Source organism: Klebsiella sp. JN_Kp122, from assembly GCF_040062085.1.
GTDB lineage: Bacteria > Pseudomonadota > Gammaproteobacteria > Enterobacterales > Enterobacteriaceae > Klebsiella > Klebsiella aerogenes.
On record NZ_JBEAHW010000021.1, the window covers coordinates 73,850 to 93,784 of the forward strand.

General features: G+C 58.6%; 21 protein-coding genes. 20 read left to right on the top strand and 1 reads right to left on the bottom strand.

The annotated features are described in order from the left end of the window. Nucleotides 1-13: 13 nt before the first annotated feature. Nucleotides 14-433: a FosA5 family fosfomycin resistance glutathione transferase gene (gene fosA / locus ABLU78_RS10145; protein ID WP_015704268.1), complete on the bottom strand. Its 420-nt coding sequence runs from the start codon at nt 431-433 to the stop codon at nt 14-16. 178 nt (nt 434-611) lie between these two features. Between fosA and dagR the strand changes: the two genes are divergently transcribed. The 20 genes from dagR to ABLU78_RS10245 all read left to right on the top strand — a co-directional run bounded on the left by dagR (nt 612) and on the right by ABLU78_RS10245 (nt 19,925). Continuing rightward, nucleotides 612-3,413 (top strand): transcriptional regulator DagR, encoded by a 2,802-nt coding sequence (gene dagR, locus ABLU78_RS10150; protein ID WP_048230059.1) that lies wholly within the window; start codon nt 612-614, stop codon nt 3,411-3,413. 119 nt (nt 3,414-3,532) lie between these two features. After that, a complete protein-coding gene (locus ABLU78_RS10155) occupies nt 3,533-3,961 on the top strand; it encodes a PTS fructose transporter subunit IIA (protein ID WP_020079721.1) in 429 nt (142 codons plus the stop codon). Nucleotides 3,962-3,971: 10 nt separating this feature from the next. Next, nucleotides 3,972-4,457 (top strand): PTS system mannose/fructose/N-acetylgalactosamine-transporter subunit IIB, encoded by a 486-nt coding sequence (locus ABLU78_RS10160; protein ID WP_015368462.1) that lies wholly within the window; start codon nt 3,972-3,974, stop codon nt 4,455-4,457. Between the two features lie 25 nt (nt 4,458-4,482). Next, nucleotides 4,483-5,232 carry a PTS sugar transporter subunit IIC gene (locus ABLU78_RS10165; RefSeq protein ID WP_015368463.1) on the top strand — a complete coding sequence of 250 codons (750 nt, stop codon included), beginning with the start codon at nt 4,483-4,485 and terminating at the stop codon, nt 5,230-5,232. Continuing rightward, nucleotides 5,229-6,089, top strand: a complete 861-nt coding sequence (locus ABLU78_RS10170) for a PTS system mannose/fructose/sorbose family transporter subunit IID (protein ID WP_015368464.1) — start codon at nt 5,229-5,231, stop codon at nt 6,087-6,089. The genes ABLU78_RS10165 and ABLU78_RS10170 overlap by 4 nt, the downstream gene beginning before the upstream one ends. 3 nt (nt 6,090-6,092) lie before the next feature. Next, entirely contained in the window at nt 6,093-7,202 is a 1,110-nt protein-coding gene (locus tag ABLU78_RS10175) for a DgaE family pyridoxal phosphate-dependent ammonia lyase (RefSeq protein WP_048230058.1), read from the top strand. Next, complete coding sequence (locus ABLU78_RS10180) at nt 7,189-7,935, top strand: 2-dehydro-3-deoxy-phosphogluconate aldolase (RefSeq protein ID WP_048230055.1); 747 nt, start codon at nt 7,189-7,191, stop codon at nt 7,933-7,935. Before ABLU78_RS10175 ends, ABLU78_RS10180 begins: the two co-directional genes overlap by 14 nt. Nucleotides 7,936-8,100: 165 nt before the next feature. Next, a complete protein-coding gene (locus ABLU78_RS10185; RefSeq protein WP_015704263.1) occupies nt 8,101-8,685 on the top strand; it encodes a TetR/AcrR family transcriptional regulator in 585 nt (194 codons plus the stop codon). Nucleotides 8,686-8,706: 21 nt separating this feature from the next. Continuing rightward, nucleotides 8,707-9,510 (top strand): winged helix-turn-helix domain-containing protein, encoded by an 804-nt coding sequence (locus ABLU78_RS10190; RefSeq protein ID WP_048230054.1) that lies wholly within the window; start codon nt 8,707-8,709, stop codon nt 9,508-9,510. After that, complete coding sequence (locus ABLU78_RS10195) at nt 9,507-10,025, top strand: FidL-like protein (protein WP_023322003.1); 519 nt, start codon at nt 9,507-9,509, stop codon at nt 10,023-10,025. The genes ABLU78_RS10190 and ABLU78_RS10195 overlap by 4 nt, the downstream gene beginning before the upstream one ends. Before the next feature lie 446 nt (nt 10,026-10,471). Then, entirely contained in the window at nt 10,472-10,750 is a 279-nt protein-coding gene (locus ABLU78_RS10200) for a BMC domain-containing protein (RefSeq protein ID WP_012542984.1), read from the top strand. A gap of 17 nt (nt 10,751-10,767) precedes the next feature. Beyond that, the gene (locus tag ABLU78_RS10205) at nt 10,768-11,052 is read left to right on the top strand and encodes a BMC domain-containing protein (RefSeq protein WP_002442227.1); all 285 of its coding nucleotides are present in this window, start codon (nt 10,768-10,770) and stop codon (nt 11,050-11,052) included. 12 nt (nt 11,053-11,064) lie between these two features. Beyond that, nucleotides 11,065-11,343, top strand: coding sequence for a BMC domain-containing protein (locus ABLU78_RS10210; RefSeq protein ID WP_004146125.1), 279 nt, complete (start codon nt 11,065-11,067; stop codon nt 11,341-11,343). Nucleotides 11,344-11,396: 53 nt separating this feature from the next. Further along, nucleotides 11,397-12,998, top strand: a complete 1,602-nt coding sequence (locus ABLU78_RS10215; RefSeq protein ID WP_048230051.1) for an acetaldehyde dehydrogenase (acetylating) — start codon at nt 11,397-11,399, stop codon at nt 12,996-12,998. Nucleotides 12,999-13,022: 24 nt separating this feature from the next. Continuing rightward, nucleotides 13,023-13,280 (top strand): EutN/CcmL family microcompartment protein, encoded by a 258-nt coding sequence (locus ABLU78_RS10220; RefSeq protein WP_015368471.1) that lies wholly within the window; start codon nt 13,023-13,025, stop codon nt 13,278-13,280. A 17-nt stretch (nt 13,281-13,297) separates the two neighbouring features. Beyond that, nucleotides 13,298-14,452: a 1-propanol dehydrogenase PduQ gene (locus tag ABLU78_RS10225; RefSeq protein WP_048230049.1), complete on the top strand. Its 1,155-nt coding sequence runs from the start codon at nt 13,298-13,300 to the stop codon at nt 14,450-14,452. A 25-nt stretch (nt 14,453-14,477) separates the two neighbouring features. Further along, a complete protein-coding gene (gene cutC, locus ABLU78_RS10230; RefSeq protein WP_048230047.1) occupies nt 14,478-17,864 on the top strand; it encodes a choline trimethylamine-lyase in 3,387 nt (1,128 codons plus the stop codon). A gap of 85 nt (nt 17,865-17,949) precedes the next feature. Then, on the top strand, nt 17,950-18,897 hold the full coding sequence (cutD, locus tag ABLU78_RS10235) for a choline TMA-lyase-activating enzyme (protein WP_047056429.1): 948 nt from the start codon (nt 17,950-17,952) through the stop codon (nt 18,895-18,897). Nucleotides 18,898-18,909: 12 nt separating this feature from the next. Next, a complete protein-coding gene (locus tag ABLU78_RS10240) occupies nt 18,910-19,308 on the top strand; it encodes a BMC domain-containing protein (RefSeq protein WP_015368475.1) in 399 nt (132 codons plus the stop codon). Then, on the top strand, nt 19,305-19,925 hold the full coding sequence (locus ABLU78_RS10245) for a phosphate propanoyltransferase (protein WP_015704257.1): 621 nt from the start codon (nt 19,305-19,307) through the stop codon (nt 19,923-19,925). The genes ABLU78_RS10240 and ABLU78_RS10245 overlap by 4 nt, the downstream gene beginning before the upstream one ends. Nucleotides 19,926-19,935 lie beyond the last annotated feature (10 nt).

Sequence of the window (19,935 nt, forward strand, 5' to 3'; positions counted from 1 at the left end):
GGGAGCCTCTCTATCACTCGCCAAAAAACACCATCCCCTTATACGGCTGCTCGCGGCAGGCGGCCAGGCGCTGGGCGAGGTTGCCAACATGTAGCTCCAGCTTGTGGCCGTCGGGGTCGAGGAAATAGTGCGATTCGCCTTCGCTACGGTTTAGCTTCCATACCGCTACGCCAGCGACCTCAAGACGGGCGGCAAAGCTGGCGAAATCCGCCTCGCTGATGCTAAACGCATAATGGGTGTAGTCGCTCTCCTCCGGCGGAGTGACGCGCCGCTGCGGATCCAGCGACAGGCACAGCCACAGATCGCCGCAGGAAAGATACGCGCCGCTATCCCAGCGCGCGTGCAGCGTCATGCCGAGTAGCTGATGATAAAACGCCACGCTCGGCGCCAGCTGGCTGACCGCCAGGGTCAGATGATTTAATCCGCTCAACATATCTGTTCCTCCGGTGAGATGCGCTAACCATACCCAATCCCACCCTAAACCACCATTGTGGCAGCGAAAGGACATCCTGCTGGCCGCTAAGGACCGGCAACTTCGCCCCCGGTCTCTTTCTGACGCCGCGTAATAGTGTATGTTCTCAACTATCGACATTGAACAACCCGGTAATGAGATGAGACGTATTGAGATAGTACTGCGGGAGCTGGAGAGGCTGAGCCAGGCCGTGACGCTGGAGGATTTAGCCAGGGGCTCGAACGCCTTCACCGCAGAGCAAATCGGCTTTAACCTCGGGCTGGCGCGCAACTCGGTGAGTAAAGATCTCAATCAGCTGTGGAGCGACGGGCTGGTGATTAAAACGCGCGGCCGCCCGGTGTTCTTTTTACATCGCCGGACGACGGAAACGCTGCTCGACCGTACGCTGACGGAAAGCGAACGCGAGCCGGCAACGCTCGCCGCTCTCCTGCCGCAGCCACAAGATAACAATGAGGCTGTCGACCCGTTCGCCATGCTGATCGGCCACGATCGCAGCCTGCACGATGCCGTGGAAAAAGGGAAAGCCGCGGTATTGTATCCCCACGGCCTGCACGTCCTGCTGACCGGCCCTTCCGGGGTCGGCAAAACCTTTTTTGCCGAACTGATGCACCGCTACGCCTGCGAGCATGCCGGTGAAAAACGGCCGCCGCTGGTCTACTTCAACTGCGCGGAATACGCCAACAACCCGGAGCTGCTGTCATCGCATCTCTTTGGCCACCGTCAGGGCGCCTTTACCGGGGCGACGGAAAACAAAAGCGGGTTGATCGAGCAGGCCGACGGTGGCTATCTGCTGCTGGATGAAGTGCATCGCCTGCCCTATGAAGGGCAGGAAAAGCTCTTCTCGCTGCTGGATAAAGGCGAATATCGCCCGCTCGGCGCCAGCGGCCCAGCGCGCAATATCGCCGTACGTCTGATTTGCGCCACCACCGAGCCCATCAGTTCATCGCTATTACGCACCTTTCAGCGCCGTATTCAGGTCACCATCGATCTACCCGGTATTCGCCAGCGTTCGGTAGAAGAGCAGATTGAGCTGATCATCGGCTTTTTACAGCGTGAAAGCCGCAAGATCGAACGCACGGTAAGCGTAGATAAACCCTTGCTGCTGTGGCTGTTGAATAAGCCGCTGGAAGGCAATATCGGCCAGCTCAAAAGCGATATCCAGTTTTTGTGCGCCCAGGCATGGGCCTCGGGGATGGCGGCCCATAACGAAGTATTGCTACTGGATAGCAAACTGGCGGACGGCCCGATCAATGCCACGCCGGAGCAACGACAGCTGGTCGATGCGCTGTTTAATGGCCGCAACCTACTGAATATCGACGCCCGCACGCTACCGCAGTTGAAAAGCCCGGCAGCCGATGACAGCGTCGAGGAGAGCGACCTGTTCTACAGTTTCCTGACCCGCGAGTACGTTAACCTGCGCAACAGCAACGTGCCGCCCGCCGAGACGCTGGCGATCCTTAAAAATAAGCTCAGCTCGATTTTTGAATATGGCCTCTATAGCCGCGATAACGCCAGCCATGCCCCGCGCTATGGCGATCGGATTGAAGAGCGGGTGGATCTGCTGATCGGTTACGTTGAGCAGGTACTCGGCTTCGTCCTGCCGGAAAACCTGGTCAACCCGCTGCGTAAACACTTTCTCGCTCTCATCAGCTACGTACAACGCGGCCTGATCCCGCAGTTATACTCTTCGAGCCTGATCCTCGATCGCTGCAAAGATGAATACGATAACGCCACTCTGTTGTGCAAGAAGATCAACGATCTGCTGCATATCCAGTGCCCGGCCACCGAGGTGGTCTGGCTGTGCCTGTTCCTCAAAGAGTGCCGCCATTACCGCCAGCGCATCAACGCCAGCCCGGACTGCGGGGCGATCCTCATAGCCCATGGCGCCACCACCGCCACCAGCATGGCGCAGTACGTCAATCGGGTGCTGGAGCGCGAATTGTTCAACGCTATCGACATGCCGTTCGAACAATCGGTGCACGATACGCTGGAAAAGCTGATCCAGTTGATCCACAGCAAAGGCTGGCAGCGGCTGATCCTGATGGTAGACATCGGATCGCTGGTTCATTTCGGTAGCACCATCAGCAAACTGTTCCAGATCGATGTCCTGCTGATGCCGAATATCACCCTGACCAGCCTACTGGAGATCGGTCTCGATCTCAGCTACGAAACCGGCGACCTGCCGCGGTTGGTCAATCTGATGCAGGAAAAAGGTATCGCCAGCCAGCTATGCACGCCGCAGCAGGAGAACGCCGGCAAGGTGCTGGTTATCTCCTGCATTACCGGCATGGGCACGGCGGAAAAAATCAAAAAGGTGCTGGAGGAGAGCTTTGGCGAGCTGATGTCGCAGGATACCCGGATGGTTATCCTCGATTACAACGAAGTTCGCAGCCCGGAGCGCCTGCAGCAGGCGATCAGGGCGCATGAACGGCTGGCGGGTATTGTCGGGACATTCCAGCCGGGGCTGCCCGATATCCCGTTTATCTCGCTGGAGGAGCTGTTTTCCGAGCAGGGGCCGGAGCTGGTGCTCAGCCTGCTGACCCCCGATTTGTCCAGCAGTGAACGTCGTCTGGAGATGGAGCGCAGCGCTTCACGGTTTATCAGCGCCCTGACCATGGAAAGCATTATCAACCATATTTCGGTGCTCAATCCGCAGCGCATATTAAAAGAAATGGAAGGGATCCTGAACCATCTCAGGAACACGCTGGCCATCGCGCCTAACCGCCAGGTGACACTACGCTTTCTGATCCACTGCTGCTGTATGGTCGAGCGTATCGTGATTAACCGTAAACCGTTACAAATGGCGCTGGAAACGCGGCCGGATATGGACGCTCAGGCATTTAGTGTCATCAAATCGGCTTTCCATCCGGTTGAAGAGGCCTATGCCATCCGTTTATCCGATGCCGAGTACATTTATATCTACGAATTATTATTTAGTTAACGCCTGTTCTGGCGCGGCTTTGCGGCCCGCCAGCCCTTTCCTCTTTGGTAGATGACACAAATTGTGGCACGCGCTTTGCTCTTATTAGTGCGTCAACGATTCGGCGCCAGGAGGCCACTTTGTCATCCACTGAACCTACCACCCAGTTACCCCAGATTCTGCTGCTGACGCACGGCGGCTGGGGCACGCAACTTTGCGACAGTCTGCGCATGGTGACCGGCGAAATCGCCGGCGTCAGCGAAATCGCGCTTATGCCGGTCGATACCCTCGGCGAGTTTTATCAGCGCGTCGAAGCGGCCGTGCAAGCGATGCCAGCAGGATCGCTGATTTTGACCGATTTTCTCGGCGGCACCACCTCCAACGTCGCCGCGCGCCTGAGCGCGGATTACCCCATCGCCGTCGTCTGCGGGCTCAACGCCTCGCTGCTGCTAGAGGCGTTGGATCTGCGCGAACAGGGTCCGCTCACCGGCTGCGTTGATGCGCTGGTCGAAGCCGGACGCAGCAGCTGCCGCGACGTTGTCGCCCACGTGAACCAGTTAACCTCTTAAGGAACCCATCATGGCAAAAATCGTTTTATGTCGTATCGATAGCCGTCTGATCCACGGTCAGGTCGTCACCAAATGGGTCGGCCAGTCGCAGGCCAATCGTATCGCCGTGGTCAGCGACGAGCTGGATGCCGATCCGTTTATGAAAAATATCTATTTAATGGCCGCGCCGCCGAACATCAAAGTCGACTGTTACGGCAACGCCAGCTTCGCCGCCGCCTGGAAAGAGAATCAGCTCGGCGATGGCAATGTGCTGGTGCTGTTCCCGTCGCTGTCGGCCGTTCAGGAAGCCGTCCAGTTGGGCTTTGACGTGCAGACGATTCAGGTTGGCGGGCTGGGCGGCGGGCCGAACCGCAAGGCCGTGTTCCAGAACATCACCCTTGATGAAAAAGATGTCGGCATCCTCGGCGCTCTGAAGGATAGCGGCATTCAGGTGTTCTTTCAGACCATCCCGGAAGATAAACCACAGTCACTGGACGACATCCTGAAAAAATTCTAACCAGTTGATAAAAAGGTAAAAAACTATGGATACCTTACTTTTTGCGAGCCTGATGGGGTTGTATTACTGGTTCGCCCGATTACGTTTAGGCTATACCTTCTCCGCCATGTTGCTGCAGCCCGTGGTGATCGCCGTATTCGTCGGCCTGCTGCTGGGCGATATGAAAACCGCGATGATCATCGGCGCGGGTATGCAGCTGGTCTATCTTGGAGTGACCTCCACGCCTGGCGGCAACGTGCCGTCGGACCCGGCGCTGGCCGCCTGTATCGCCATTCCGATCGCCGTGAAGGCCGGGATGGAGCCCAACCTGGCGATCGCGCTGGCAATCCCGTTTGGCGTCATCGGGGTATTCCTCGATCAGCTGCGCCGCACGCTCAACGCCGCGTGGGTGCATATGGCCGACAAACACGCCGAAAGCGCCAACATGGCGGGCATCATGCGCTGCGCCTTTATCTATCCGGCTCTGCTGGGGCTGGTGCTGCGCTTCCCGGTGGTCTTCGCCGCCAACTACTTTGGCCAAAGCGTAGTGGAAAAATTCCTCAAACTGATGCCGCACTGGCTGACCCACTCGTTTGAAATTATGGGCGGAATCCTGCCGGCGCTGGGCTTTGCCATCACCATCATGGTGATCGGCAAAAAGAGCCTGCTGCCGTGGTTTATCGGCGGATTTTTCGCGGTGCTCTACCTGAAGGTGGACATCATGGCGATGGCGATTTTCGGCACCTGCGTCGCCTTCCTGATTAAAGGCCTGGCCAAAAATGAAGGAGCTGCATGATGAGTAGCGATGTAATGGAACATGAACTGGTTGAACGCGCCCGCGAAACCCAGGCGCTGAGCAAAGCCGATATCACCAAGGCCTGGCTGATTTACTGGCTGGGGGCGGAGGTATCCAGCTCCTACGAACGTCTGCAGAGCCTGATTTTCTGCGCCTCAATGACGCCCATCATCAAAAAGCTGTACCCGGGAAAAGAGGAGCAGGCCGAGGCGCTCAAACGCCACCTGAACTTCTTTAACTCGGAGCAAACTTTCGGCTCGGTTATCCAGGGTATCTCCATCGCCATGGAAGAGCAGAAAACCCGCGGCGAGCCGATCAGCGATGCTTCAATCACCGGGATCAAAACCGGCCTGATGGGGCCGCTGGCCGGGATGGGCGACTCGATTATCTGGGCCGCGGTGATGCCGTTGCTGATTGCCATTTTCATCCCCTTCGCCGCCAGCGGCAGCGCGTTCGGCGGGATCGCCCCGCTGATCCTCTACCCGGCGATCACCATGGCGATAAGCTACGGACTGGTGCATAAAGGCTACACCCTGGGCCGTGACTCCATTATCGGCCTGCTGCAAGGGGGGCGAATTAAAGAATTGATTTACGGCGCCAACGTGCTGGGTCTCATCATGATGGGCGCGCTGTCGGCAAGCTACGTCAAAATCACCACCCCGCTGAAAATCAGCGCGCTTAAAGGCTCGGAAGTGGTGGTCCAGCAGATCCTCGACTCGATTGCCCCCGGCCTGCTGCCGCTGGCGGCAGTGTTCGCTATCTATTTCTACTTACTGAAAAAAGGGCCGCGCTACACCACCATTTTACTGTCAATCGTTGCTATCAGCATCGTCTGCTCGCTGTTGGGAGTGCTGTAAATCATGAACGGCAATATCTACCAGCAACTGGGCTTAAAACGGGTGATTAACGCCTGCGGCAAAATGACCATCCTCGGCGTGTCCGCCGTCGACCCGCAAGTGATGCAGGCCACCGCGCAGGCGGCGGGGGCCTTCGTCGAAATCGATAAATTAACCGACCGTGCGGGCGAGCTGATTTCCGCCCACACCGGCGCGGAAGACAGCTATATCACCTCCTGCGCCTCCGCCGGTATCGCTATCGCCGTCGCGGCGGCGATCACCCGCGGCGAGCCGGAAAAGGTGGCGCAGATGCCGGACAGCAGCCAGTGGCCGAACGAGATAGTGATACTGCGCGGGCATAATGTCGATTACGGCGCGCCAATCACCAGCGCCATCCGCCTCGGCGGCGGGCGCATTGTCGAAGTCGGCTCCAGCAATCTGGCGGCGCGCTGGCAGCTGGAGAGCGCGGTGAACGCACGCACGGCGGCGCTTCTGTATGTGAAATCGCACCACTGCGTGCAGAAAGGCATGCTCGGTATTGACGATTTCGTGCAGGTCGCTCGCCAGCATAATCTGCCGCTGATCGTCGATGCCGCCGCCGAAGAAGACTTGCGCCAGTGGGTCGCCAGCGGCGCGGAGATGGTTATCTACAGCGGAGCGAAAGCTTTTAATGCTCCAACCTCAGGCTTTATTAGCGGCAAGCGCACCTGGATCGCCGCCTGTAAAGCCCAGCACCACGGTATCGCGCGGGCGATGAAAATCGGCAAAGAGAATATGGTCGGTCTCGTCTACGCGCTGGACCGTTACCGGACGGCGGCGCCGGCGCCTGACGCCGCCGCGCTGCGTCCATTCGCCGAGGCGATTTCCGCGCTACCCGGCCTGTGCGCCGATATCGAACAGGATGAAGCCGGTCGCGCCATCTGGCGCATTCGGGTCAGCGTCGACGCCAATGAACTGGGACTCAGCGCCCGTGAGGTCGAAGCTCAGCTACGCGGCGGCGATATCGCCATTTACGCCCGCCGCTACTATCTGCATGAGGGCCATTTTAGCCTTGACCCCCGCACCGTCGGCGAAGGAGAAATGTCGCTCATCGTCGCGCGCTTACAGGAGATTACGCAACATGCAGCGGATTAACTTTTATCGCCAGCGGGTGGCGATTAATGTACTGGCCAAGGACATCGCCAACGCCCGGGAAATCCATGAAGCCGCCGAAGGGCACGCGGTGATTGGCGTACTCTCGGCGCAATTTACCAGCGTCGAACAAGGCGTTGCAGAAGTGCGCCGCTGGATGGCGGAAGTGCCTTCTATTTCCGTCGGTCTCGGCGCCGGCGATCCGGCGCAGTTTTACAAAGCGGCAATGATCGCCGCAAAGCTCCACCCCGCTCACGTCAACCAGACCTTCACCGGCAGCGGCTTTGCCGCCGGGGCGCTGGCGGCGACCGGAGGCCAGCAAACCTTTATTAATGCGCTGGTCAGCCCCAGCGGCACGCCCGGTGAAGTACGTATTTCCACCAGCGTGCGCAGCGCCAAGGGCATCCCGGCCCAGGTTTCCTGCGATGCGGCGGTCAGAATGATGCAGGATATGGGCGCGCACGCGGCTAAATTTTTCCCGATGGGGGGCGAAAAGTCGCTGGCGGAGCTGAAAGCGCTCGCCCAAAGCGCGACAGAAAACGGTATGACGCTGATTGAGCCCACCGGGGGCATCGATCTCGATAACTTTGCGCTGATTCTGCAAACCTGCCTGCAGGCCGGCGTCGCGCAGATCATGCCGCACGTGTACAGCTCCATTATCGATCCGCAAAGCGGCAATACCCGCCCGCAAGATGTCCATGCTCTGATGAACATCGTCAAGGAACTGGTCGATTAACCCCCCGCGCGTGCGGTGTAGGCCACTATTACCGCACGCGCTAACTTCCTGATCTGCTGAAGGTCACTGTCAATCTGTGAGCCTCCACGCAATAACCGCATCCCGCCGTGCAAAGCGCCCTCTCATATTGATAGCGATCAAGAATAATCATACCGTCTGGTCGGTATGATCCGGGCCATGAACATGGAAGCCCAGCATCGTAAAAAAGACCCCGTCCGTTTGCATCGTCAACTGCTTGAATCGGCGGCGATGATTGCCGGCCGGGACGGTATCGCCGCCCTGTCGCTGAACGCCGTCGCCCGCGAAGCTGGCGTCAGCAAAGGCGGGCTCATGCACCATTTTCCCAATAAACAGGCGCTAATTTTCGCCCTGTTCGCCCGGCTGTTGGCGATTATGGAAAAGGCGATTAGCGAACTGATGGCCGCCGATAACATCGCTTACGGGCGCTTTACCCGCGCCTATTTGCGCTATCTCTCCAACCCGGAGCTGACGGATACCCACGAAAGCCGGCAACTGATGGTGCTGTCGCTGGCGATGCCCGACGAACCGGTGCTGCGAAAATGCTGGCGCGACTGGATGCTGGATCATCTGGCGCAGGGCGATGCGCTCGATAACGGCCCGACCGGCACGCTGGTGCGCTATGCCGCCGACGGCATCTGGTTATCGGAACTGACCGAAGGGCGCACCATGAGCAGCGAACACCGCCAGGCGCTGGTAAACGATCTGACAAAAATGACGCTTCCCGCGTGAAGCGAGTAGAGTGAGGCCGCGATGCGCTACAACATCAATGCCCGTCTCATTTATGACGCAACGGACGGCACCCTAACATTACCGGGCGGCAATGAGCCGGATAGTCAGCTATCCATTACCGCCAACGCGCTGCTCTATTTTTTTCTTCGCCATACCGGCGTTGTCAGTCGCGATGAAGTGTTGAAAAAGGTCTGGGACGATAACGGCTTAACCTCATCCAACAGCAATCTCAATCAATACCTGAGCATGCTGCGCAAAACCTTTCGCCACTACGATATCGATAACATTATTGTCACCGTGTCGCGCGGCATGCTGCAGCTAAATCAGGATCTCAGCATCGAACTGCTCGACGCCGAGCCGACGCCCGCCGATGCCGTTCTCACATGCGCTACGCCTGATGAAGCCGCCCCCGCTGTGGCGCCAACGCCGCCCACCGCATCTCTACATGCGCGCGGTATGTGCTGGTATCTGGCCGGCGGCTGTCTGCTGCTCATCGCCCTGCTGCTGGTGGCATTTAGTCTCGCCGGCACCCACGTCGCCCGGCCAATCAATCTGACGCTGATGAGCCACAGCCAGTGCGAACTGCTGGCCAGCGATGAAATGCTGCGTTCGGTTTCCGCCACGGCCTACGGTAAGAATTTTGATGAGGTGCGTCAGCGGCTGAAGCTCAGCTGCAAGCCGGGGGAGCGTTTCGTTTTCTTCTACGGCGACCGGCTGGAGACTAACGGCCTGGGCCGGGTATTTCTCGCCCACTGCGCGATGCACGAAGACAACCCATTTAGCTATTGCGATAACTACTTTTACTACTCCTGGAAGCCGCAATGAGACTCGCGCCCCGCACCTTTTTCGCCCTCTCCGCCCTCGCGTTTATCGCCGCCGCCGGGTTTAGCGCCTGGCGCCTGCTGCCGGATGCCAACGACGGCGTGATGAGCTGCTCCACCAAAGCGATCATGCGTTTTGAGAACATGGAAAAAGAGAATGTGAACGGCAATATTCATTTTAATTTTGCCGCCAACGGTAACGGTTCGATGGTGGTGGAAGGCTATACCGATTCCGCCGCCGGCTGGCTCTACCTGCAGCGCTACGTCAAATTCAGCTACACCAGCCAACGTATCTCGGCAACCGAACGCCACTACCGCATTAAAAAATGGGAATCCAGCGCCTCATCCATCGACGAATCGCCGAATGTCATCTTCGACTACTTCATGCGCGAGATGTCCGACAGCCACGATGGCCTGTTCCTCAACGCGCAGAAGCTTAACGACAAAGCTATCCTGCTGAGTTCTATCAACTCGCCGCTCTACATCTGCACGCTGAAGTCCGGCAGCACGCTTAACTAACCCGTCCCCCCTGTACCGCCGCGAGGAAAATGCGCCCTCGCTCACGCGCCATTATTGCCCCCTCTTTCCACGATGCTAAAAGCGCACGTTTTGCATTTAGCTTCGACGCCAAAACATGAGCATACCCACAATTATCCCATGGCTATATTACTAACCGCTGGCAAGTAATTAGCATCTTATTAACATTCATCTCCCGCCGATAAATAGCCTAAAAAAGCGCCATATCATCATAAAAATAAATACGCATAAAACAGAACGAACAGATAAACAGAAGGCTAAATATGGCTAAATCACAGAGTAAAAACCTAAAATATTCATCCTCACGGATTTAAATTTCACTTCTTTCCCCATTCCCTATAGTGAACCCCGAACGCCGCTTCCGCGTGTTGATGCCGTTACGCGGACGGTTTTCCCGAATAACAAAACCTGTTCTGGAGGAAATCACGATGGGTGATGCATTGGGGCTTATCGAAACCAAAGGTCTGGTGGCCTGTATTGAAGCAGCGGACGCGATGTGTAAAGCCGCCAACGTCGAACTGATCGGCTATGAAAACGTCGGCTCTGGCCTTGTCACCGTGATGGTGAAAGGCGACGTCGGCGCGGTAAAAGCGGCGGTGGATTCCGGTGTGGAATCCGCGCAGCGCATCGGCGAAGTGGTGACCTCGCTGGTCATCGCGCGTCCACATAACGACATCAACAAAATCGTCATTAAACACAAGGCCTGAAGGCCAGGAGAACGCAAATGGGTGATGCATTAGGTCTGATTGAAACCAAAGGTCTGGTGGCCTGCATTGAAGCGGCGGATGCGATGTGTAAAGCCGCCAACGTCGAGCTTATCGGCTATGAAAACGTCGGCTCCGGCCTGGTCACCGCGATGGTGAAAGGCGACGTCGGCGCGGTGAAAGCAGCGGTGGATTCCGGTGTGGAATCGGCGCAGCGCATCGGCGAAGTGGTGACCTCGCTGGTTATCGCCCGTCCGCATAACGACATCAACAAAATCGTCTCGCATTACAAAATTGCGGACTAACGGAGAAACCTGATGAAAGAAGCGCTTGGTCTTATCGAAACCAAAGGTCTGGTGGCCTGCATTGAAGCCGCGGACGCGATGTGTAAAGCCGCCAACGTCGAGCTTATCGGTTATGAAAACGTCGGTTCCGGCCTCGTCACCGCAATGGTGAAAGGCGACGTCGGCGCGGTCAACGCGGCGGTCGACTCCGGCGTGGAAGCGGCGAAACGCATCGGCGAAGTCGTCAGCTCTCGCGTCATTGCGCGTCCACATAACGACATCGAAAAAATCGCGGCGCAGCACAAAGCATGACCTGACAGGGCGCGCCCCGTCTCCACTCTTTTCGTCTGATGAAGGATAGACTCATGATTGAACTGGATAACGATTTGCAATCCCGGCAGAACGCGCGGGAACTGGTGCGCAACGCCAAAAAGGCGCAGGCGATTCTGGCCACCTTTTCGCAACAGCAAATCGACGCCATCGTGAAAAACGTGGCCCAGGAAGCAGCGCACCACGCCGAAGCGCTGGCGAAAATGGCCGCGGAAGAGACCGGTTTTGGCAACTGGCAGGACAAAGTGCTGAAAAACCGTTTCGCCTCGCTGCGCGTCTACGACGCCATCAAAGATATGAAGACCGTTGGCATCATTCATGACGACCCGGTAAAAAAAGTGATGGACGTGGGCGTGCCGCTCGGCGTGATTTGCGCGCTGGTCCCCTCAACTAACCCAACCTCTACGGTTATCTACAAAGCGCTGATCGCCCTCAAGGCCGGCAACGCCATTATCTTCTCCCCTCATCCGGGCGCGCGTCAGTGCAGCTGGAAGGCGATTGAAATCGTCAAACGCGCGGCAGAAGCGGCCGGCGCGCCGGCAGGCAGCGTCGACGGCATCACCCAGTTAACGCTCGAAGCCACCTCCGAACTGATGCACAGCAAAGACGTGTCGCTGATCCTCGCCACCGGCGGCGAAGGCATGGTGCGCGCGGCCTACGCCTCCGGCACCCCGACCATCAGCGGCGGCCCGGGTAACGGCCCGGCGTTTATCGAACGCAGCGCCGATATCCACCACGCGGTGAAAGATATCGTCACCAGTAAAACCTTCGATAATGGCGTGATCTGCGCCTCCGAACAGTCGATTATCGTCGAACGCTGCATTTACGACGAGGTCCACCGCGAGCTGGAAGCGCAGGGCGTCTACTTCATGAATGAAGATGAGGCGGCGAAAATGGCGGCGCTACTGCTGCGCCCGAACGGCACCATCAACCCGAAAGTGGTCGGCAAAACCGCGCTGTACCTCAGCCAGATGGCGGGATTCTGCGTCCCGGCCAGCACTAAAGTACTGATCGCCGAACAGACCACCGTATCGCCGAAAAACCCCTACTCGCGCGAAAAACTGTGCCCGGTACTCGGCCTGTACGTGGAAGAGGACTGGAAAGCCGCCTGCCACCGCGTGGTGGAGCTGCTGACCAACGAAGGACTCGGCCATACGCTGGTGATCCACACCCGTAATCAGGACGTCATCCGCCAGTTCAGCCTCGAAAAACCGGTCAACCGCATTCTGATTAATACTCCGGCGGCGCTCGGCGGGATCGGCGCGACCACCAACATCTCTCCGGCGCTGACCCTCGGCTGCGGCGCGGTCGGCGGCGGCTCCAGCTCCGACAACGTCGGCCCGATGAACCTGCTCAATATCCGCAAAGTCGGCTATGGCGTGCGTTCGATTGACGAGCTTCGCGCGCCGGGCAGCCGCCCTGAACCACAGCCGACCATCGTTACTCCGGCGAGCGATCCGCAGCGCAGCATTCTTGATGACGTGCGTTTCAACGCCCCGGCCAGCCCCGCACCAGCGCGCACTGCAGGCAACGATGACCGTTTCGCCAGCGCAGGCGCCGCCAGTATGGAAGGTGAAATCAACGAACAAAACGTGGAACGCGTTATTCGCCAGGTGCTGGAGCGCCTCGCTAAGTAACGCACTGATATAAGGCGATAAACGATGATTCTCGCAAAGGTAACCGGCCATGTCGTCGCCACGCAGAAATGCGATGAGCTACGCGGCAGCAACCTGCTGTTGATCACCCGCTTAGATGACAAACAGCAGCCGATGAAAGACCAGACCTGGGTTGCCGTCGATAACGTCGGCGCCGGCATGCACGACATCGTGCTGGCGGAAGAGTACTTCGCGCTCAATAAAGACCGCTACAAAGCGATGTCGGTGGTCGCCATTGTCGAGAACGTGTTTCGGGACGCCTAACAGGAGTGAGTAGCCCAATGAGTGAATTTTTACTGAAACCGCGGATTTGCTTCGGTCAGGACGCCCTCTCGGTGCTGAACGAACTTTCCGCCCGCAGCGTGCTGCTGGTGACCGATAAAGCGATGGTCAAGTTTGGTCTCGCCGAGCGCGTCACCGCCCTGTTGCGCCAGCGCGGGATCGCCTGGCAGATGTGGGACGACGTGGTGGCGGATCCGGATATCGCCACCGTAGTGCGCGGCATGAAGTTAATGGATAACCACTACCCGGATCTGGTTATCGCGCTCGGCGGCGGTTCGGTAATCGATGCCGCCAAAGCGGTTATTTTCTCCCTGGCGCAAACCCGTCCGCAGACTGACCGCCCGCGTCCATGCTTTGTCGCTATCCCAACCACCAGCGGTACCGGCTCGGAAGTCACCGCCTTCTCGGTGGTGAAAGCCAACGCGGAAAAGCTGGTACTGGTGGATGCGTCGCTGCTGCCGGATATCGCCATTCTTGACCCGTCGCTGGTGGCTTCGGTGCCGCCGGCGATTACCGCCGACACCGGCATGGACGTGCTGTGTCACGCCCTTGAGGCCTACGTCTCCCGCGCCGCCAGCGACTTTTCCGATGCGCTGGCGGAGAAAGTGGTGCAGCAGGTATTTCGCTATCTGCCGACCTGCTGGCGCAACGGCGACAACCTGCAGGCGCGTGAAAAGATGCATAACGCCTCCTGCATGGCGGGGATGGCCTTCACCAACGCGTCGCTTGGGATAACCCACAGCCTGGCCCACGCCCTCGGCGGCGTCTTCCGCGTGCCACATGGCCGCGCCAACGCCCTGTTGATGGCGCAAGTCGTCGCCTGGAACGCCGATTTCGACGGCCAGTGCGACACCCTTGCAGCAACGAAATATGCCCGTCTGGCGCATCTGCTGGATCTGCCAGCCGCCTCGCCGCGCCAGGGCGTCGCCAGCCTGCTGGTCGCCATTCAGGCTTTAAAAGAAGAGATGAGCATGCCCTCCGGCATTAGCGACACCGGCATTGAGGCGGCTGAATTCGAACGCCGTTTGCCGGAGATGGTCGGCCAGGCGCTGCGCGACAGCTGTACCCCTACCAACCCACGCGCGCCGGACGCTAACACGTTAACCGAGCTTTATCGCCGGGCCTGGTCCGGTCATCCCGTACAGGGCCACTGATAACAAGATTTGGAGAACCTTACCCATGGCACACTACAGCTTAACGCCGCGCGTCAAAGTGCTGGCAGACCGTTTACGCTCGCAGGCAAGCACCCTGTGCACCGAGCACGCCGCGATCCTCAGCGCGCTGGATAGCGATATCGCGGGCATTCCCGCCGCCGTCAAACCGGCTCGCCGTATCTATGAACTGATGCGCCAGCTGCCGCTGACCATCAGCGCCGACGAACTGATTGTCGGTAACCAGACCCGTAAACCGCACGGGGCGATTTTCCATGATGAAAGCGCCGCGCATCGCCCATCCGTATTCCAGTTCCTCAACCTCAACAGCGATCTCGATTCACCGGATTACAAACTGGTAGTCGAAAAAGGCGTGCTGGCGATTAAACACCAGTTGGAAGAGAAAACCCGCGCCCTCGGTAGCGCCGTTAGCCGCAGCGGGATGGATGAAGTCAACGGCTGCCGCGCCGCCATCTACGCCTGCGACGCCCTGCTCGCGCTGGCGCAAAATCTGGCCAACAGCGCCGAACAGCTGGCGGCCGCGGAAACCAATGCTTATCGCAAAGCCGAGCTGCTCGATAGCGCGGCCATTCTGCACCACGTTCCGGCCCATCCGGCGCGTAATTTTAAAGAAGCCTGCCAGGCGTTCTATCTGTTCCAGCTGGCGCTACAGCTGGATAACGGCAGCTATGCGGTTAACCCGCAAGGGGCGGATATCGCGCTACTGCCTTACTTCCAACGCGATATCAACAGCGGCGCGCTGAATACCCAGCAGGCCTATGAAATCGTGGAGTGCCTGTGGTTCAAGCTGGCGGAACTGAGCGAAGTCCGCGCCGCCTGCGCCATTGACGGCTATCCGATGCTCGACGCCATGCTGCGCGGCGCCGCTTTTGACAACGCCGAAGTGAACGAACTCTCGGCGATGTTTATCAGCGCCCAGCGCAACCTCAGCGCGCTGAATCTGCCGGTACGTCTGTTTAGCGGCGTACAGCAGGTCAGCCACGCGCCGTTCGCCGCCTGCGCCGACACGCCGGCGATGGAAGGCTTAACCCCGCGTATGCAGCGCCTGCGTAACCACTACCTGACGGTGCGCCCGAGCGTCTCTATTTATCGCGCGCTGGCCTTTACCGAAGTGGTCAAAGCCAACCCTGGCATGCCGACTATTCTGCTACGGGCGAAAGCCTTCCGCCACGCCTGCGAAACCGCGCCGATTCTGATTCAGGACGATGAGCTGATCGTCGGCCATCCGTGCGGCAAGCCGCGCGCGGGCGCCTTCTCGCCGGATATCGCCTGGCGCTGGGTGCGCGACGAGCTCGACACCATGAGCACCCGCCCGCAGGATCCGTTTGAAATCAGCGAAGCAGATAAAAAAACCATTCGCGAAGAGATCGTCCCGTTCTGGGAAGGGCGTTCGCTGGATGAGATTTGCGAAGCGCAATACCGTGAGGCCGGCGTCTGGGCCTTCAGCGGCGAGACCTTCGTCAGCGATCTCTCCTATCACCAGATTAACGGCGGCGGCGATACCTGTCCGGGCTACGACGTGCTGCTATTCACCAAAGGGATGAACGGCATTAAAGCCGATGCCGAAGCGCATCTGGCCAGCCTGAGCATGGAAAACCCGGAAGATATCGACCGTATCTACTACTACAAAGCGGCGATTGAAACCTGTGAAGGGGTGGTCAACTACGCCCGCCGCATCGCCGCCCACGCCCGCGAACTGGCGGCTAAAGAGCAAAACGCCCAGCGCCGCGCCGAGTTGCTGACCATCGCCGACGTCAACGAAAACGTGCCGGCCAATCCACCGAAGACCCTGCAGGAAGCGCTGCAGAGTATCTGGACCGTCGAATCACTGTTTGAAATCGAAGAAAACCAGACCGGGCTGTCGCTGGGGCGCGTCGACCAGTACTGCTACCCGATGTTCGAAGCCGATATCCGCGAAGGCCGTCTGACCCACGACAGCGCGCTGGAACTGCTGCAGGCGTTCATCATCAAATGCGCCGAACTGATGTGGATGTCGAGCGAGCTGGGAGCGAAATATTTCGCGGGTTATCAGCCGTTTATCAACCTCACCGTTGGCGGCCAGAAACGTAGCGGCGGCGATGCCTGTAACGATCTGACTTATCTGATTATGGACGCCGTGCGCTTCGTGAAGGTTTACCAGCCGTCGCTGGCCTGCCGTATCCACAACCAGTCGCCGCAGAAATACATGGAAAAAATCGTCGACGTGGTGAAAGCGGGAATGGGCTTCCCGGCCTGCCACTTCGATGACTCCCACATCAAGATGATGCTGCGCAAAGGCTTCGATTTTGAAGACGCCCGCGATTACTGCCTGATGGGCTGCGTTGAGCCGCAAAAATCCGGGCGCATCTACCAGTGGACCTCCACCGGCTACACCCAGTGGCCTATCGCTATCGAATTCGTGCTCAACCGCGGGCGGATGGTGCTGTTCGATAGTTATCAGGGGCTGGATACCGGCGACCTGCGCGACCTGCGCACCTTCGAAGATTTCGACGCGGCGGTGAAACAGCAGATCGCCCATATCGTGCGCCTGTCGGCCATCGGCACCGTCATCAGCCAGCGCGTCCACCGCGATGTGGCGCCGAAGCCGCTGATGTCGCTGCTGGTCGAGGGCTGCATGGAGAGCGGCAAAGATGTCGCCGCCGGTGGCGCGATGGTCAACCACGGTCCGGGGCTGATTTTCTCCGGCCTGGCGACCTACGTCGATTCGATGGCGGCGATCCGCAAGCTGGTGTTTGAAGAGAAGAAATACACCCTTGAGCAGATCCGCGATGCGCTGCTGGCCAACTTTGAAGGTTACGAAGCGCTGCGCCGCGACTGCCTGAACGCGCCGAAATACGGTAACGACGATAACTACGTCGACCAGTACGCGCTGGATATTACCGAATGGACCGAGAAAGAGTGCCGTAAGTACAAGATGCTCTACTCGACCCTCAGCCACGGCACCCTGTCTATCTCCAACAACACGCCAATCGGCGAGCTGACCAACGCCACGCCGAACGGCCGCCTGGCGTGGATGCCGCTCTCCGACGGCATCAGCCCAACCCAGGGCGCGGATAAACAAGGCCCGACGGCGATTATCAAGTCGGTCAGCAAGATGAACGTGGAAACCATGAACATCGGCATGGTGCACAACTTCAAGTTCCTCAAAGGGCTGCTGGATACCCCGGAAGGACGCCACGGCTTGATTACCCTGCTGCGTACCGCCTCGATTCTCGGCAACGGCCAGATGCAGTTCAGCTACGTCGATAACGAAGTGCTGAAGAAGGCGCAGCAAGAGCCGGAGAAATACCGCGACCTGATCGTTCGCGTCGCTGGCTACAGCGCCTACTTCGTTGAGCTGTGCAAAGAGGTCCAGGACGAGATCATCAGCCGTACGGTGATTGAGAAGTTCTAGTTCTCTTAAAGAGAATTAAATGAGCTGTATTTGAGAAATAACCGGAAGTTCTCCGTCCCGTAACGGGACGGAGCGGGAGGCAAGCGTGATCGCAAAACAAGAATTAACGGGCCGAATTTTCAATATCCAGAAATATTCGATCTATGACGGCGATGGCATTCGCACGCTGGTGTTTTTTAAGGGCTGCAACATTCGCTGCCCGTGGTGCGCCAACCCGGAAGGGCTGAACAGCCAGTTCCAGGTGATGTTCTCGCACGACAAATGCATTAACTGCGGCGACTGCGTCAGCGTCTGTCCGGCGGGTATTCATTATCGGGCGGAAGAGAACGGCGAAATGAAGCACTTCGTCAACCGCAATAAAGACTGCATCGGCTGCCGCAAATGCGAAGAGATTTGCACCCAGAACGCGCTGGACATTATGGGCAAGGACGTCACCGTCAGCGAGCTGATGGAGATCATCATGCAGGACTACGACTTCTACATCTCCTCCGGCGGCGGCGTCACCATCGGCGGCGGCGAGATGAGCCTGCAGACCGATTTTGCCGTCGCCTTATTCAGCGAATGCAAAAAGATGATGATTAACACCGCCGTCGAAACCCAGGGCACCACCCCGCTTGCCAACTACCAGAAGCTGGCGCCGGTCACCGACACCTTCTTGTTCGACATAAAGCAGATTAACAGCGAACACCACAAGGCGATGCTCGGCATCGGCAACGAAGGGATCCGCCGCAATCTCGAATGGCTGGTGGATTCCGGCGCCAACGTCATTGTGCGTATGCCGCTCATTCGCGGCTACAACGACTCATTCGACGCCATTACCGGCGCCATTGATTACGTACAGAAGCTGGCGAAGCGTGGAAATATCCGCCGCATCGACATGCTGCCGTACCACCAGTTGGGACGCAAAAAGTACGAACGCCTGGATATGCCCTACCCGATTACCCAGGACCCGTCTTATACACCGGAAGAACTGGACCGGCTGGAAACCTTCTTCCAGCAATTTGATTTTGATATTCGCTTAGTCCGCCATTAACAGGAGCCGACCATGAAAAGTTTAGGCGTAATTGAAACGCGAGGATGGGTCGCCGCCATTCAGGCCGTCGACGCCGCCTGTAAAGCTGCGGGAGTGACCTGCATTGGCTATCGCAAACCAGGCTCCGGGCTGGTGAGCGTCTGCTTTGAAGGGGAGATCAGCGCCATCCACACCGCCATTGAACGCGGCGTGGCGGTCGCAGGCGCCGAGCACACCGTGAAGTCGCTGGTGATTGCCCGCCCGGAGCGCTGCGTGGTTGAAGCGTTAAGCAACCTCAAAGGCAACCCGCCGCGCGAGCAAAAAACGGCCGAACCGGTGGTTATCCCCGCCCCGGAACCTATTGTCCCCCCTGCCGCCCCGAACGAAACGGAAGATAAACATCCGGCGCTGAAGAAAGGGAAGAAGTCATGATCGACACCCTGGTTCGCGAAAAAATCGCCGCCCGCCTGAGCGCAACGGCGCCGGCGATCCCGGTGGGGATCTCCAACCGCCACGTCCATCTCGCGCAGCAGGACGTCGAGGCGCTATTCGGCAAAGGCTACAGCCTGACGCCGTTCAAACCGCTGCGCCAGCCGGGGCAGTTTGCCGCCCAGGAGTGCGTGACCATTGTCGGGCCGAAGGGCTCGCTGACCAACGTCCGTGTCCTCGGGCCGACCCGCCCGGTTTCGCAACTGGAGGTGTCGCGCGCCGACTGCTTCACGCTCGGGATTAAGGCGCCAGTTCGTGAGTCCGGCCAGCTGGAGAATGCCGGTAGCGCGCTGCTGATTGGGCCCGCTGGCCACGTTGAACTCCATTCGCAGGTGATCTGCGCCTGGCGGCATATTCACATGTCGCCGCAGGACGCACGCCGACTCAACGTTAGCAATGGCCAGAAGGTCAGCGTGCGCAGCAACGGCGAGCGCCAGCTGACTTTCGATGAAGTGGTGGTGCGGGTGCGCGATGACTTCGCGCTGGAGTTTCACATTGACACCGAAGAAGCCAATGCCGCCGGGTTGAAAAACGGCGCGCAGGTGACGCTCATCGGCTAACGGAGGCTCG